The organism is Actinophytocola sp. (assembly GCF_050699915.1).
Classification (GTDB): domain Bacteria; phylum Actinomycetota; class Actinomycetes; order Mycobacteriales; family Pseudonocardiaceae; genus Actinophytocola.
Window position 1 is genome coordinate 1 of the sequence record NZ_JBOHGA010000025.1, and the last position, 13,831, is coordinate 13,831.

Here is a 13,831-nt window from a genome sequence, read left to right on the forward strand (position 1 = left end):
CGTACGCCAGCAGCGCCGCGGGCACGGCGAGCATCGCGAGCAGCTCGACCGGTTCTCGCACGACGGTGGGCAACCGCCAGCCGGTGGCGGCGAGACCGAGCCCGACGGCGCAACCGAGCACGATCGGCGTACGCAGCGGCTGGGTCAACAGCCGTAGCCGGGACTGCCCGGGGCGTGCCCCGGCGAGTATCGAGAGACCGATGGGTGAAAGGACGAGCACCTGGAACAGCAGGACCGGCGCGACGTAGGCGGCGTCGCCGAGCACGTAGACCGAGATCGGAATGCCGAGGTTCCCCGCGTTCACGTAGGACGAGGCGAACACGCCGATGGTCAGCCGCGCCGGTCCCTGGTGCCAGCGCCACCGGGCCACGACGACGTAGAGCAAGCCGCACAGCACCGCACTGCCGGCGATGGCGATCAGCGTGGTGGACGCGAGCACACCCGGGTCCGCGTCAGCGAGGGTGTGCAGCAGCAGGGCAGGTGTGGCGACGAAGTACGACAACCGTGACAGCACGCCTGGGGCGTCGTCCCCGAGAACCTTGGCGCGGCCGACGAGCCACCCGATGGCGATGACAAGTGCCAGGGCGCCGAATCCTGCGAGTACCGCGCTCAGGGAAGCACCAGCGCGCCGTCGATCCGCCGCGGGATTCCGGCGTAGCCGTCGGTCAGCTCGGCCGGTAGCAGCTCCGCCGGGGCGCCCTGCCAGGTCATCGGGCGCAGGAAGCGGCGGATCGCGGTGGTGCCGACGGAGGTGTGCTGGGTGTTGGTCGACGGCCATGGTCCGCCGTGGTGCTGTGCCCAGGACACGGCGACTCCGGTCGGGTACGAGTCGTAGACGAGCCGACCGGCACGCGAGCGCAGCCGCTCGGAGATCGTCAGCGGTAGTTCGGTCTCCCCGGTGCCACGCAGCACGGCCGCGGTGAGCGATGAGGGCAGCTCGCCGATGGCACCGAAGAGCTCGTTCTCCCCGGCGTAGCGGACGACCACCGTGACCGGGCCGAAGCACTCCTCGGTCACCTCTGGTGGCATCCGAGCGGCCCGTGTGGTGAGCAGCAGCGGGGCGACAGCAAGACCCGGCCCGTCGACCGCGGCGCCTCGGGCCAACGTCTCGACCTCCGGCGCCTGCGCCAGCCGTGCCGAGATCCGCTCGAACGACTCGACGATGCCCGCGTTCAGCAACACCTGCGGGGCGGTCTCCTCCACGGCAGCCGCCATCGCGTCGACCACGCTGTCGCCGGCCGCGCCGGCCGGGACGAGAACGAGACCTGGCTTGGTACAGAACTGCCCGGCGCCGAGGGTGACCGAACCGATCAGCTCCCGACCGATCGTCGTGCCGCGCTCGTTCGCCGCGTGCGGAGTGACGACCACGGGGTTGAGACTACTGAGCTCGCCGAAGAAGGGCACGCGCTCGGGCCGTTGCTCGATGATCTCCAGCAGGGCCCGGCCACCGGTGACCGAGCCGGTGAAGCCGACCGCGCGGATCGCCGGCTGGGCGACCAGGTCGGCACCGGCTCGCAGCCCGTGTACGAGGCCGAGCGTGCCCTCGGGTGCGCCGGCTTTTCGGCCAGCCTCGTCGAGGATCTCGAAGCACAGCCGGGAGGTCGCCGGGTGGGAGCCGTGTGCCTTGATCATGACAGGGCAGCCGGAGGCGAGCGCGGAGGCGGTGTCGCCGCCGGGCACGGAGAACGCGAGGGGAAAGTTGCTCGCCCCGAACACCGCGACCGGGCCGAGCGGCACGAGCATCCGACGCAGGTCCGGTCGCGGTCCCATCGGAGTGTCGCCGGCGTGGTCGATGGCGGCCTCGAGGTAGCTGCCTTCGTCGAGCACGTCGGCGAACAGCCGGAGTTGGTAGGTGGTGCGGGTGAGCTCGCCGCCCAGCCGGGTCGGGCCGAGTGCGGTCTCACGGTCGGCGATCGCGACGATGTCCTCCCGCCGCGCTTCGAGCGCGGCGGAGAGTGACCGGAGCAGCGACGCCCGCCCGACTCGACCGAGTGCGTCCAATCCGGACGCCGCGGCCAGTGCGGCCGCGCACAGCTGGGCGACCTCGTCAGTGGTCGTCTCCTGGGCCACGACTTCCACGGTCTGCCCGGTGCGCGGGTCGACGCTGACGACGTCGTTCATCGATGGCCTCTCGTCACACTGCGAATCGGTCCACGGTCCAGGCACGCGTTTGTTCGGTGAGGGTGACGCCGAGGCCGGGCCGGTCGGACAGGTACATGCGTCCGTCCCTGGTCTCGAGCCGCTCGTTGAACAGTGGGTACAGCCAGTCGAAATGCTCGACCCACGGCTCGCTCGGATACGCGGCCGCCAGGTGCAGATGGATCTCCATGGCGAAGTGCGGCGCCAGCCCGAGGTTTGCGTACTCGGCGAGCGTGGCGAGCTTGAGGAACTGGGTGATGCCGCCGATGCGCGGGGCATCGGGCTGCAGGATGTCCGCGGCGCGGTGGCGGATCAGCTCCCGGTGCTCGGCGACGCTGGTGAGCATCTCGCCGGTGGCGATCGCGGTGTTCAACGCCCGGGCGAGGTCCGCGTGTCCCTCGGCGTCGTAGGCGTCCAGCGGCTCCTCGATCCAGTCCAAACCGAACTCTTCGAGCGTCTGGCCGACTCGCATCGCCGTGGGCCGGTCCCACTGCTGGTTGGCGTCGACCATCAACGGCACGTCGTCGCCGATGTGCTCACGTAGCGCGGCCACGCGCCGCAGGTCTTCTCGCCAGTCGGGCTGGCCAACCTTGATCTTGATGCCGCCGATGCCGGCCTTCAACGAGGCGGTGGCGTTGTCCTTCACCTGCTCGATCGGCTCGTGCAGGAACCCGCCCGAAGTGTTGTAACAACGCACCGAGTCGCGATGCGCACCGATCAGCTTGGCCAGCGGAAGACCGGCCCGTTTCGCCTTCAGGTCCCACAAGGCCACGTCGAACGCCGCCAGGGCCTGAGTCGCCGCGCCGCTGCGCCCGACCGACGCGCCGGCCCACGCGAGCTTCGTCCACAGTCGACCGATGTCGCTCGGGTCCTCGCCGATCAGCTCGGGTGCCACCTCGCGGGCGTGGACGAACTGGGCAGGTCCGCCCGCCCGCTTGGAGTAGCTGAAGCCCAGCCCGGACAGGCCGGCGTCCGTGTCGATCTCCGCGAACAGGAAGGCGACCTCGGTCATCGGACGCTGCCGGCCGGTGAGCACCTTCGCGTCGCTGATGCCGGTCGACAGCGGCAGGATCACCGACGACAAGGTAACCAGGCGGATCTGGTCGCCCTGTGACCTCGATTCGCTCGCAGGCTCGCTCATGTGCGTGCCTCCGCGAGGCAGGGGCGCTTGGGATCGAAGCGCCAGCCTGGTACCAGGAACTGCATGGCGACCGTGTCGTCGCGGGCGCCGAGGCGGTGTTCGAGATACCGCTCGTGGGCAGCCGCCAACGCTTCCCGGTCGAGCTCGACGCCGAGCCCGGGTGCGGTCGGTACCGCGATCTCACCGCCCTCGATCCGCAGTGGCTCGCGGGTCAGGGCCTGCCCGTCCTGCCAGATCCAGTGCGTGTCCAGGGCGGTGATCGGGTCCGGTGCGGCGGCGCCCACGTGGGTGAACATGGCCAGCGAGATGTCGAAGTGGTTGTTGGAGTGCGATCCCCACGTCAGGCCGAAGCCGGCGCACAGCTGCGCGACGCGGACCGAGCCGCGCATGGTCCAGAAGTGCGGGTCGGCCAGGGGGATGTCGACGGCGTTCGCGCGGATCGCGTGGGCGAGCTGGCGCCAGTCGGTAGCGATCATGTTGGTCGCCGTCGGCAGCCCGGTGGCTCGCCGGAACTCGGCCATCGCCTCCCGTCCGGAGTATCCGTCCTCGGCGCCGACCGGGTCCTCGGCGTAGGCGAGCACGCCGTGCAGGTCGCGGCACAGCGCGATCGCCTCGGCCAGCGGCCAGGCGCCGTTGGGGTCGAGCGTGATCCGCGCGTCCGGGAAGCGGGTGGCAAGCGCGAGTACCGCGTCGACCTCGTCCTCGGCTCGCAGCACGCCGCCTTTGAGCTTTAAGTCGGCGAACCCGTACCGCGTGCGCGCGGCCTCGGCGAGCGCGACCACCGCGTCGGGGGTGAGAGCCGCCTCGCGGCGCAGCCGCGTCCACTCGTCGGTGGGACGGTCCTCAGCGACGTACGGAAGGTCGGCGCGACGCCTGTCCCCGACGTAGAACAGGTAGCCGAGCACCGGCACGGCGTCGCGCTGCCTACCCTCGCCGAGCAACTCAACGACCGGAACCTCCAGGTGCTGGCCGAGCAGGTCGAGCAGGCACGACTCGAGCGCGGTGACCGCGTGCACGGTGGTGCGCTGGTCGAACGTCTGCACGCCGCGCCCGCCGGCGTCCCGCCCGGCGAAGGCGGTGGCGACGTCCCGCAGCAGTGTCGCGTAGCGGGCGACCGGGCGGCCGGCGAGCAGCGCGCCGGCATCGGTGATCGTCGCCGCGATGGCCTCCCCACCAGGCACCTCACCCAGTCCGACTCGGCCTTCGCTGTCGGTCATGATCGCCACGTTGCGGGTGAAGAACGGGCCGTGCGCGCCGCTGAGGTTCAGCAGCATGCTGTCGTGCCCCGCGACGGGCACCACCTCGACGCGCGCCACGGTCGGCGTGGTCATGCGAACTTCCGCACCAGCGTGGTCAGCTCTTCGAGCTCGTCCGCGGTCAGGTCGGTCAGCGGCGGGCGGACCCGCCCGCCGTCGCGCCCGACGGCGGTCAGCCCGGCCTTGACGATGGAGACGGCGTAACCACGTCCACGGTCGCGGATGTCGAGGTAAGGGATGACGAAGTCGTTGAGCATGCGGTAGACGGCGTCGCGGTCCTGCGCCCGGACGGTCGCGTAGAACCGCAACGCGAACTCCGGCGCGAAGTTGTACATAGCCGATGAGTATGTGCTGACTCCGAGCTGCAGCAGCGGCAGCGCGAACGTCTCGGCCGTGGGCAGCCCGCCGATGTAGGCCAGCCGGTCGCCGACCTTGGCGTAGGTACGGGTCAGCTGCTCGATGTCACCCACGCCGTCCTTGAGCCCCACCAGGTTCGGGTGGCGGTCGGCGAGCTCGGCCACGGAGGTGTCGGTCAACACGGCGTTGGCGCGGCTGTAGACGATCACGCCGAGGTCGGTGGCCTGACAGACGGCGCCGACGTGCCCGACCAGCCCCTGCTGCCCGGCCTCGGTCAGGTAGGGCGGGAAGAGCAGGACCCCTGACGCCCCCGCGGCTTGGGCCGCTCGGGCCTGCTCGACCGCCAGCGCGGTCGCACCGGTCGCGGGCGCGACGACCGGGACCCGCCCCGCGACCTCGTCCACGGCCACGCGAACGACCCGGTCCGTCTCGGCCGCGGTCAGCGAGAACCCCTCCCCCGTACCGCCGGCGGCGAACAGGCCCGCGATGTCGAACTCGGCCTGCCACGCCAGGTGCTCGCGGTAGCGGGGCTCGTCGAACTGAAGGTCGGCGTCGAAATGGGTCACCGGGAACGACAGGAGCCCGGCGCGCAACCGGTCGGCGAGGGCCGCGGGAGGTAGCAACGTCACGGTCCCATGAAAGGTCGCCGCTCGATGCATGTCCAACAGCGGTTTCGCATGGTGCGATACCACGAGAGCATCACTCTGCGAGTGCGGCGTCCTCGAGCACGTCGAGGACCCGCCACAACGCCGGGTTCTCGGAATCGCGTCGCCACAGCAGATGCAGTTCGACCGGCTCCGGCTCGGCCAGTTCGAGCTGGACGAACCCCACGCCCTCGATCGGCAGCCGTGCAGCCGAACCGGGAACGAACGCGATCCCCCTCCTCGCCGCGACGAGCCAGAGCATGGTGAGGATCTGGCTGACGGTGTGCACGGTCTGCTCCGGGGCGATCGAGACCGAGCCGACGACCAGGTCGTAGAAGTACTTGGCCTCGGTCGGCGAATGCATGACCACTGGCTCGCCCGTCACGTCCGCGGGCCGCGCGGCACGGTCGAGCGTGAGCAACGAATGCCCGGTGGGTGCCGCGATGAGCAGTGGCTCGCGGTGCAGCAGCCGGGAGTCGAACATCTCGCGGTCGAACGGCGGCCGGGCCAGGCCGAGGTCGATCTTCTCGTTGGCCAGACCGGCGATCTGTGCGCGAGTGACCATTTCGGACAGTTCGACGGCGAGGTCGGGCAGCTCGCGCGACAGCGTGTTGAGCAGCTGCCCGAGCAACCCGTAGGCCGACGCCGCGGTGAAGCCGATCCGCACGAGTCCGCTGTAGCCCGACGAAACCCGCCGCGCCAGGTCCGGCGCCACCTCCACCAGCGCGAGCAACCGACGCGCCTCGGTCAGGAACACCTGCCCTGCGGCGGTGAGTGTGACCCGGCGGTTATCGCGGGCCAGGAGCTGGGCGCCGACCGCCCGCTCCAGCTTCTGGATCTGCCTGCTGAGCGGCGGCTGGGTCATCTTCAGCTTGGCGGCCGCCCGACCGAAGTGCAGTTCGTCAGCGACCGCGACGAACCCGCGCACCTGCTCGAGCGAGTAGTCCATGTCCTGAAGGTATCAATCCATGCCCCAATGGTGTTAGACAGGCATTACTTGGTCGCAATACGTTCCTTACCCATAGCCCCGCTGCCTCTCAAAGGAGAGAGCGAAATGATCGGTAACCTCGGCAGGCGCAGGTGGCAAGCGATCGGAACCGGGCTGGCTGTGGCACTCACCCTCTCGGCGTGCGGCAGCAACCTCGGCGGTTCCGGTGACGAGGAAGGCGCGGACTTCCCCGGTGGCGACCCGATCACCGTGTACGTCGGGCAGGATCCGGGCGGGAGTACCGACCTCATCGCACGAGCGCTGGCCGAGGGCTCGAAGGACGACCTCGGCGTGCCGATTAACGTGCAGAACAAGCCGGGCGCCAACGGCGCGGTGGCGGCCCAGGAGCTGGCGGGGAAGGATCCCGACGGCCACACGCTGATGGTGTTCAACGGCAGCCTCGCCTACATCACGCCGCTGGCCGTGCCCGAGGACGAGGCCATCGACATCGCCGACTACGAGATCGTCACCGGTGTCTCCCAGGACGACTACGTGCTCGTGTCGGCGAAGTCCTCCGGGCTGGCGACGATCGACGACCTGAAGAACGCGGGCCGCCCGCTCAAGTACGGCACCACCGGCGTCGGCACCGGCAGCCAGCTCTCCCAGGCGCTGCTGTTCGCCCAGTCCGAGATCGAGGCAACCGCCGTGCCGTTCGACGGCGGCTCGCCGACACTGACCGCGGTGCTCGGCGGGCAGGTCGACGTCGGCTCGATCCAGCTCGGCGAGGCGGTCGAGCAGATCGAGGCGGGCAAGCTGACGCCGATCGTGACCTTCGCAGAGGAGCGTCCGTCCTACCTGGCCGACACGCCCACGGCGGTCGAGGAGGGCTACGACGTGCCGGTGCAGCAGTCGCGGGCGGTCTTCGCGCCGAAGGGCACGCCGGCGGAGGTCGTCGACCGGCTCGTGTCTGCGTTCGGCAAGGCCTTCGACAGCGACGCCTACAAGAAGTTCAACGAGGACAACCAGCTCACGCCCAACGAGGTCGACGGCGACGAGCTGCGCAAGCTGTGGACGTCCAGTTTGGACAGCTACAGGCAGGTGGTGGAGGAGCACAGCATCAACCTGGGCGAGGAGCAGTGACGGATCGCCCGCCCGGTAACGACGTCGACGAGCGCGAGCCGGAAGCCGGGCAGGGCCTGGCGGAGGCGGTGCGCGAGGTCGAGAACGCCGAGCATGACCGGCCACCACCGATCGGCACCTTGGGCAACGCGATCGTCGCGGTGGTCGTCACCGCGCTCGGGGTGGCGACCACCGCCGGCTCGGTGGCGCTCGGGGTGGGCACCGCACGGGAACCGCGGGCGGGTACGTGGCCGCTGATCGTCGGCATCGTGCTCACGATGCTCGGCATCGGCCTGCTCGTGGTCGTGCGCCGGACCGCCGACGCGGAGCGGTTCTCCCGCGCGAGCTGGCTGGTCCTCGCCGCGCTCGCGAGCATGGTCGGTTTCGTCGCGCTCATCGAGGTGATCGGCTTCGAGATCCCGGCCGCGCTGCTCTGCTTCGTGTGGCTGCGGTTCCTCGGCCGGGAGAGCTGGCGCGTGTCGATCCTGACCAGCGTCGGTGTGGTGGCCGGGTTCTACCTCGTGTTCGTCGCCGCGCTCGCCGTGCCGATCCCGCACCTGTTCTAGGAGACACGTGGACCTGTCCCCCGTCCTCGACGGCTTCGGTGTCGTGCTGGAGCCGGCGAACCTCCTGTACTGCCTGATCGGTGTCGTCGTCGGCATGTTGATCGGGGTCCTGCCGGGGCTCGGGCCGGCCGCCACGATCGCGATCCTGCTGCCACTCACCTTCGGCATCGAGCCCGTCACCGCGATCATCATGCTGGCCGGCATCTTCTACGGCGCCCAGTACGGCGGGACGATCACGTCGGTACTGCTGCGACTGCCCGGCGAAGCCTCGTCGGTGGTCACCGTCTTCGACGGACACGCGCTCGCCAAGCAGGGCAAGGCAGGCACCGCGCTGGGGATCGCCGCGATCGGCTCGTTCATCGGCGGCACGGTGTCGATCGTGGCAATGTCCCTCGTCGCCCCATTGGTCGCGGCTTTCGCACTCGACTTCGGACCGCCCGAGTACACCGCGCTCGCGCTGTTGGGCATCCTGCTCGTGGCCACCATCAGCGGCGGCAACCGGATCAAGGCCGTGATCGCCGCCTGCGTCGGGCTGCTGCTCGCCACCGTCGGCCGGGACGGGTTCACCGCGGCGGAACGGTTCACCTTCGACAACCTGTCGCTCGCCGACGGCCTCGACTTCGTCCCGATCGCCATGGGCCTGTTCGGACTCGGCGAGATCCTCTACAACCTCGAGGAGCGCCACCGCGCGACGCAGGCTCCCGCGCACGTGGCCAACGTGTGGCCGTCCCGAAAGGACCTCCGGCAGTCCGCCGGCGCCATTGGTCGCGGCTCGGTGCTCGGGTTCGTGCTCGGCATCCTGCCTGGCGGCGGCGCGACGTTGTCCTCGCTGGCCGCCTACGCGGTCGAGAAGCGCCGCGCCAAGCACCCGGAGCGGTTCGGCAAGGGTGCGATCGAAGGCGTCGCGGCACCGGAGACCGCGAACAACGCGGCCGCCACGTCGTCGTTCATTCCCTTGCTGACATTGGGAATCCCGGCGAACGCCACGATGGCGGTGATCTTCGGGGCGCTGCTCATCCTCGACGTGAGCCCTGGGCCGCAGCTGGTGACCGAGAACCCGGACCTGTTCTGGGGCGTGGTCAACTCCATGTACCTCGGCAACATCCTGCTGCTGATCATGAGTATCCCGCTGGTCGGCCTGTTCGTGAAGATCCTGCGGGTGCGACCGACCGTCCTCGCGCCGATCACCGTCCTGATCACCCTGGTCGGCGTGTACACGGTCAACAACTCCGTCTTCGACATCGTGCTCGTGATCGTCTTCGGTGCACTCGGCTACCTCATGAAGAAGCTCGGCTTCGAGCCCGGCCCCCTCGTCCTGGCCTTCGTGCTCGGTTCCCTGCTGGAAGACTCGCTACGCCGCTCACTACTCCTGTTCGACGGCGACCCGACCGGCTTCCTCACTCGCCCGATCTCCGGAGTGTTGCTGGCCGTCTTCCTCGCGGTCGCGCTCCTGCCACCGATACGAGCGGCCATCCGCCGCACCCGAACCCACGAGAACCATTTGCTGTAACGGATGCCGGACCGTCGCGGAACCACCGGTATGGCACCGGACCGGTCGAACGCCCTGCTCAAATGCGGCTACGAGCAGCTGAAGTCCGGCGACGCGGCATCGGCGACCGACAATCTTGAGACCTTCGTGCACACCTACCCGCGCCACCGTGCCATCGCGCAGGCCAAGTCCGCGCTCATCGCGGCGCGAGTCGCCGACGCGGCGAACAAGAAGATGTCGATTCCACCGCCGCTCAGCGGAAACAACCCGGGCCCCATCCGCTGACGCTCCACAACGACAGCAGCGCGGCAACGCGAATCCTGATGGCAGGACCGACCGCACACGACATCACGTTGCCCGCCTGCCCAACCTGCCCTCTGGAATATCCCCGCGGCAGCACCGCAGCCTGCGAACACTGCACCTACCAGGAACGCCTCGAGTAACTCACCCGGACTGACCGGCAGGATGCGAACCTCCACCCGAGGCACGTGATCAGGACCCCGCCCACACGACGGTGTCGTGCCCGTCGCCAGTTGGCGCAGTGCGACCAGTCCGTCGGCGAAGTTCGCGGTCACGGTGTGAGGATCCTGCCACTCGTCGACAGCATCGCAGCCGGCCGCCGCGCGCCAGGGCGGCGGCTCGTTCTCGGAGGAATCCGTATCCCAGCGCCCTCGACGGCCGGGTCGCTGGTCACCGTGTCATGACCGCGGGTTCGCCGACGATGTACGTCGTAGCCGAGAGGGCTCAGGAGCCGCGCATATGGAACGATCCACCGAACCACCGACGCGCCGCGTCTGGTCCAACCCCTTGCCCCACCTTCCCCGGTCCGTCGCGATCGCACCCTCCGGACAACGGGTCGCCGCGGCGACTGCCCTCATCGACAGCGAGACCGCGGGCTCGCTGACCGTGTACAACGTGGACGGCCGAGTCATCCGGCACACCCACGACAACTGGGCGGTGTGGTCGGTCGCCTTCAGTCCTGACAGTCAGTCGATGGCCACCGCCGAGTTCAGCCGCACCGGCGGACAGGAACAGTGGCGCGCCCGAGTGCTCGAGGTCGAATCGGGCAACGAACGCTGCCACTACCTCGGCGAACTCCACCCCTTTCGAGTGGAGTTCGGGCCAGACGGCGCGTGGGTGCTCGCCTTCGGTGACGCCCCAGCGCACCACCCTGGAATACACCGACTACGAGCGTGGACATTTGACACACAGACCGGTCGGGAGCGGTGGACGCGCGTCCTCGACGACTCGGACGCGACCGCGTGCAGCCCCGACGCGCAGTCCGTGGCGGTCGCCAACCCCCGCGGTGTCACCATTCTGGACGCCACGACAGGCCGCGAACGCACCACGCTGACCACCTCGTCGTCGGTAGGTGCGATCGCCTACACGCCCGACGGTCGCCGCCTCGTGGCGGGCTGCGGCGCCAACCGGATTCGCGCCTTCGACCTGGGCACCGGAGTCGAGCTCTGGGCGAATCAGCTGGTGCCCTCCGAGTTCGGGCTCGTCCGCTCGATCACCTGCAGTGGCGACGGGCGATGGGTCGCCACTCTCGTCGGCTCCGGCGCCGCCGTACTCGATCTCGACGACGGCACCCTGAAGTATCCGATCGTCGGGGGCCGCGGTCAGACACGCGTGCTGTACAGCCCGACACTCCGTTCCATCATCGTCACCGCCTCCGAAGGCGATCCCGATGAGGAGGAGCCGGTGACCTCCACCCTTACCACGATCGACGCACATCGCGGCGGGATCGTCGGTCACATCGGCTTTGCGGGTCAGCTGACCGCGTCGGTCGCCGCCGACGGGCGCACCTTGTTGATCGGGGGCGAGCGCAGTACCGGCGGCGTCGTCGAGATGCATGACACCGGCGTCGAGATCTCGCGGCATCAGAGCGGTTTCGCTCTCACCTCGATCGAGATGTCGACCGCGGTTCAACCGGTCGTCGCGGTGGCCGATGCGAGCGCCGCGGTGACGGTGCTGACCGCCGCCACCGGGGCCGAGGTGAAACATCAACCGGTCCCCGGCACCATCGCGGCCATTGTCTTCGCCGACGACGCCCAGGCCGTCGCGGTCGGCGGCAGCGCGGGGTTGCGGTCGTTCTCGATCGTCGGCACCAGATTCTGGAAGGTGGAGAACATCGGCGAGGTGAACGGTCTCGCCATGGCTACCGGCGCGTGGATCGCGACCGCGGCGGGCAGGACCGTCCGTCTCCTCGCCAGCGTCGACGGCCGGAATCGGTGGCCTGCTCCGAACACCCATCCGCACACAGTCAGCCGCATCGCCGCTAGTAGCGACGGCCGCTGGGTCGGCACCGGTTGCCTCGACCGGGGAACCCGCATCCCGGACGCGACCACCGGCACCGAAACCTTCAGCGCGGCAGCTGAAGGAAAGGTTCGGGTACTGGCCTTCCAACAGGCGGGTGCGCTACTGGCAAGCGGCAACGAGGATGGGACCGTCCTCCTGATCGACGCGGAAACCCTGACGCAGCGCCGGGTCGCCCGCGGTTTCGGTTGCTCGCAGCTCGCCTTCAGTGCCGACGCAACGTTGCTCGCGGTGTCGTGGGACGACAAGGCAGTCGCCGTCTACGACCTCACCGCCGCCGGCGATCCGCCGAAACTCCAGGAGTTCCGCCGCGCGGCCCCGATCTCAGCTCTGGCATTCCACCCGACGGACAACTCGGTGGCTGTGGCCGCCGGGACAACGTACGTCGCCCTGCACGATCCGCATTCCGGTGCCGAAGTGGCCCGGTACCTGCATCCGAAAACGGTGCGCGACTTCGCCTTCGCCACCGGCGGCGCGATGCTCGCGACCGCCGCCGACAACGGCGTCCGCGTGTGGTCGAGCCCTCCACTGATCGACCTGCCCTGAGGAGTGTCGTCATGAAAGATGTTTCGCCCCAGCCCTTTGACGATTTCCTTCGGTCGGTACTCGATGCCGAGTACGACGACTTTCGTCGCCTGCCCGACGCACAGGTGGAGAACCAGGCCGCGTTCGAAGAGATGCGCGCCTATGTGCTCGAACAGTATCGCGATGTCAAAGTCACCGAGAGCTACGTCGACGAGGACGGTCAGGTCCTCGACTTCATCCCGGAAGCCCAGCACCCCGCGGTGCGCCGGTGGAACGGCGACCCGGCCGCCGACCCTCCCGACGCTCCACCCGCGCCTGAACCCTCCGACACCGCGTTGCCCGAGGAGGCAGGGTCCCGTGCGATCGATACCTCCAGCGCCCTTCCGCGGTACCGGTACCCGCCTGAGGCGCGGCGCGCTCCGGACGGCACGATCGCGAACTACCGCACGACACTTCAACAGCTGAGCCGATTTCCGAACCTGGCGGCGTACTCGGCGAAGGACGCCGTTGCCCGCACGTCGATGGACAGCTTCGATCACCGATACGCCACCGGGGAGCAGGACATCGAGTGCCTGGGCGGGGCCAGCTACCTCAACGTGTGGAACCCTTTCGTTACGCCCCTCTACAAGGGCACCTTCAGCCAGCAGTGGTATCTCGCTGGACACGACGGAACGCTTCTGCAGTCCGTGGAATGCGGCTGGCAAATCGACTACCGGCGCTATGGCGACAGCGAACCGCACCTGTTCGTGTTCACGACGCGAAACAACTACGCGACCGGCTCGAATTTCTACAACGAGGATGGCGGCGTATTTCACACCGTCCCGAATCCGCACGTTCGCCCCGGGCAGCGACTGCAGTTCTCCCACTCCGATGGCACTCAGATCGAGTACAAGATGGGGTTCTACCGCACCGGACAGGGCTGGTGGTTCTATTTCGACGACCATGCGATCGGCTGCATCCCGTCGGAGTTCTTCAACAACGGGCCGCTGACTTCGCGGGCCACCCGCGTCAGGTTCGGCGGAGAAGCCGCGACGAAGGTGAGCACGTGGCCACCGATGGGGTCGGGACAGTTCGCCTCGGCCGGTTTCGGCAAGTCGGCATATCAACGCGGCGCATTCGTCAACCCGTTGAGCGGCGGCGCGGTGTACGCAAGCCTGTCGGAGGCCGGCTCCACCTCCGGTTCGTGCTACACCATCGACATCACCAACAACTCCTCCTCGGTCTGGGGCACGTATCTGTTCTTCGGTGGCCCGGGTGGCCAACCATGTTGACTGGGCGGCGTTGCGCCGGCGTCCGGTCCTGCTGCAACAGGTCGTCGCGGACCGCATCGATCGAGAACGGCCCAGTC

The 13,831-nt window shown here is 69.0% G+C and carries 12 protein-coding genes; 6 read left to right on the forward strand and 6 right to left on the reverse strand.

What is annotated here, in order from left to right:
* From ACRDSK_RS07190 to ACRDSK_RS07215, 6 genes are all read right to left on the reverse strand, one after another.
* Positions 1-706: AEC family transporter (locus ACRDSK_RS07190; protein WP_431439201.1), on the reverse strand; the 706-nt coding region annotated here is incomplete at its 3' end.
* Complete coding sequence (locus tag ACRDSK_RS07195; RefSeq protein WP_431439159.1) at positions 610-2,121, reverse strand: aldehyde dehydrogenase (NADP(+)); 1,512 nt, start codon at positions 2,119-2,121, stop codon at positions 610-612. The genes ACRDSK_RS07190 and ACRDSK_RS07195, both read right to left, overlap by 97 nt.
* A 13-nt stretch (positions 2,122-2,134) precedes the next feature.
* Positions 2,135-3,280, reverse strand: a complete 1,146-nt coding sequence (locus tag ACRDSK_RS07200; protein ID WP_431439160.1) for an L-talarate/galactarate dehydratase — start codon at positions 3,278-3,280, stop codon at positions 2,135-2,137.
* Positions 3,277-4,611, reverse strand: a complete 1,335-nt coding sequence (locus tag ACRDSK_RS07205) for an enolase C-terminal domain-like protein (RefSeq protein ID WP_431439161.1) — start codon at positions 4,609-4,611, stop codon at positions 3,277-3,279. Before ACRDSK_RS07205 ends, ACRDSK_RS07200 begins: the two co-directional genes overlap by 4 nt.
* Complete coding sequence (kdgD, locus tag ACRDSK_RS07210; RefSeq protein ID WP_431439162.1) at positions 4,608-5,552, reverse strand: 5-dehydro-4-deoxyglucarate dehydratase; 945 nt, start codon at positions 5,550-5,552, stop codon at positions 4,608-4,610. Before kdgD ends, ACRDSK_RS07205 begins: the two co-directional genes overlap by 4 nt.
* A gap of 40 nt (positions 5,553-5,592) precedes the next feature.
* Positions 5,593-6,486 carry a LysR substrate-binding domain-containing protein gene (locus ACRDSK_RS07215; protein ID WP_431439163.1) on the reverse strand — a complete coding sequence of 298 codons (894 nt, stop codon included), beginning with the start codon at positions 6,484-6,486 and terminating at the stop codon, positions 5,593-5,595.
* 105 nt (positions 6,487-6,591) lie between these two features.
* On the opposite strand from ACRDSK_RS07215, the gene ACRDSK_RS07220 reads away from it, so the two are divergent.
* The 6 genes from ACRDSK_RS07220 (at position 6,592) to ACRDSK_RS07245 (ending at position 13,754) form a co-directional block, all read left to right on the forward strand.
* Complete coding sequence (locus tag ACRDSK_RS07220; protein WP_431439164.1) at positions 6,592-7,605, forward strand: Bug family tripartite tricarboxylate transporter substrate binding protein; 1,014 nt, start codon at positions 6,592-6,594, stop codon at positions 7,603-7,605.
* The gene (locus ACRDSK_RS07225; RefSeq protein ID WP_431439165.1) at positions 7,602-8,150 is read left to right on the forward strand and encodes a tripartite tricarboxylate transporter TctB family protein; all 549 of its coding nucleotides are present in this window, start codon (positions 7,602-7,604) and stop codon (positions 8,148-8,150) included. Before ACRDSK_RS07220 ends, ACRDSK_RS07225 begins: the two co-directional genes overlap by 4 nt.
* 7 nt (positions 8,151-8,157) lie before the next feature.
* Positions 8,158-9,660 carry a tripartite tricarboxylate transporter permease gene (locus tag ACRDSK_RS07230; protein ID WP_431439166.1) on the forward strand — a complete coding sequence of 501 codons (1,503 nt, stop codon included), beginning with the start codon at positions 8,158-8,160 and terminating at the stop codon, positions 9,658-9,660.
* Positions 9,661-9,690: 30 nt separating this feature from the next.
* Positions 9,691-9,924: a hypothetical protein gene (locus ACRDSK_RS07235; RefSeq protein WP_431439167.1), complete on the forward strand. Its 234-nt coding sequence runs from the start codon at positions 9,691-9,693 to the stop codon at positions 9,922-9,924.
* A gap of 474 nt (positions 9,925-10,398) precedes the next feature.
* Positions 10,399-12,504, forward strand: a complete 2,106-nt coding sequence (locus ACRDSK_RS07240) for a WD40 repeat domain-containing protein (RefSeq protein WP_431439168.1) — start codon at positions 10,399-10,401, stop codon at positions 12,502-12,504.
* An 11-nt stretch (positions 12,505-12,515) separates the two neighbouring features.
* Entirely contained in the window at positions 12,516-13,754 is a 1,239-nt protein-coding gene (locus tag ACRDSK_RS07245; RefSeq protein ID WP_431439169.1) for a neprosin family prolyl endopeptidase, read from the forward strand.
* Positions 13,755-13,831: the final 77 nt, after the last annotated feature.

Coding starts and splice junctions, on each gene's coding strand:
- ACRDSK_RS07195 (WP_431439159.1), bottom strand. CDS start 2,121: ATGAACGACGTCGTCAGCGTCGACCCGCGCACCGGGCAGACCGTGGAA.
- ACRDSK_RS07200 (WP_431439160.1), bottom strand. CDS start 3,280: ATGAGCGAGCCTGCGAGCGAATCGAGGTCACAGGGCGACCAGATCCGC.
- ACRDSK_RS07205 (WP_431439161.1), bottom strand. CDS start 4,611: ATGACCACGCCGACCGTGGCGCGCGTCGAGGTGGTGCCCGTCGCGGGG.
- kdgD (WP_431439162.1), bottom strand. CDS start 5,552: ATGCATCGAGCGGCGACCTTTCATGGGACCGTGACGTTGCTACCTCCC.
- ACRDSK_RS07215 (WP_431439163.1), bottom strand. CDS start 6,486: ATGGACTACTCGCTCGAGCAGGTGCGCGGGTTCGTCGCGGTCGCTGAC.
- ACRDSK_RS07220 (WP_431439164.1), top strand. CDS start 6,592: ATGATCGGTAACCTCGGCAGGCGCAGGTGGCAAGCGATCGGAACCGGG.
- ACRDSK_RS07235 (WP_431439167.1), top strand. CDS start 9,691: ATGGCACCGGACCGGTCGAACGCCCTGCTCAAATGCGGCTACGAGCAG.
- ACRDSK_RS07240 (WP_431439168.1), top strand. CDS start 10,399: ATGGAACGATCCACCGAACCACCGACGCGCCGCGTCTGGTCCAACCCC.
- ACRDSK_RS07245 (WP_431439169.1), top strand. CDS start 12,516: ATGAAAGATGTTTCGCCCCAGCCCTTTGACGATTTCCTTCGGTCGGTA.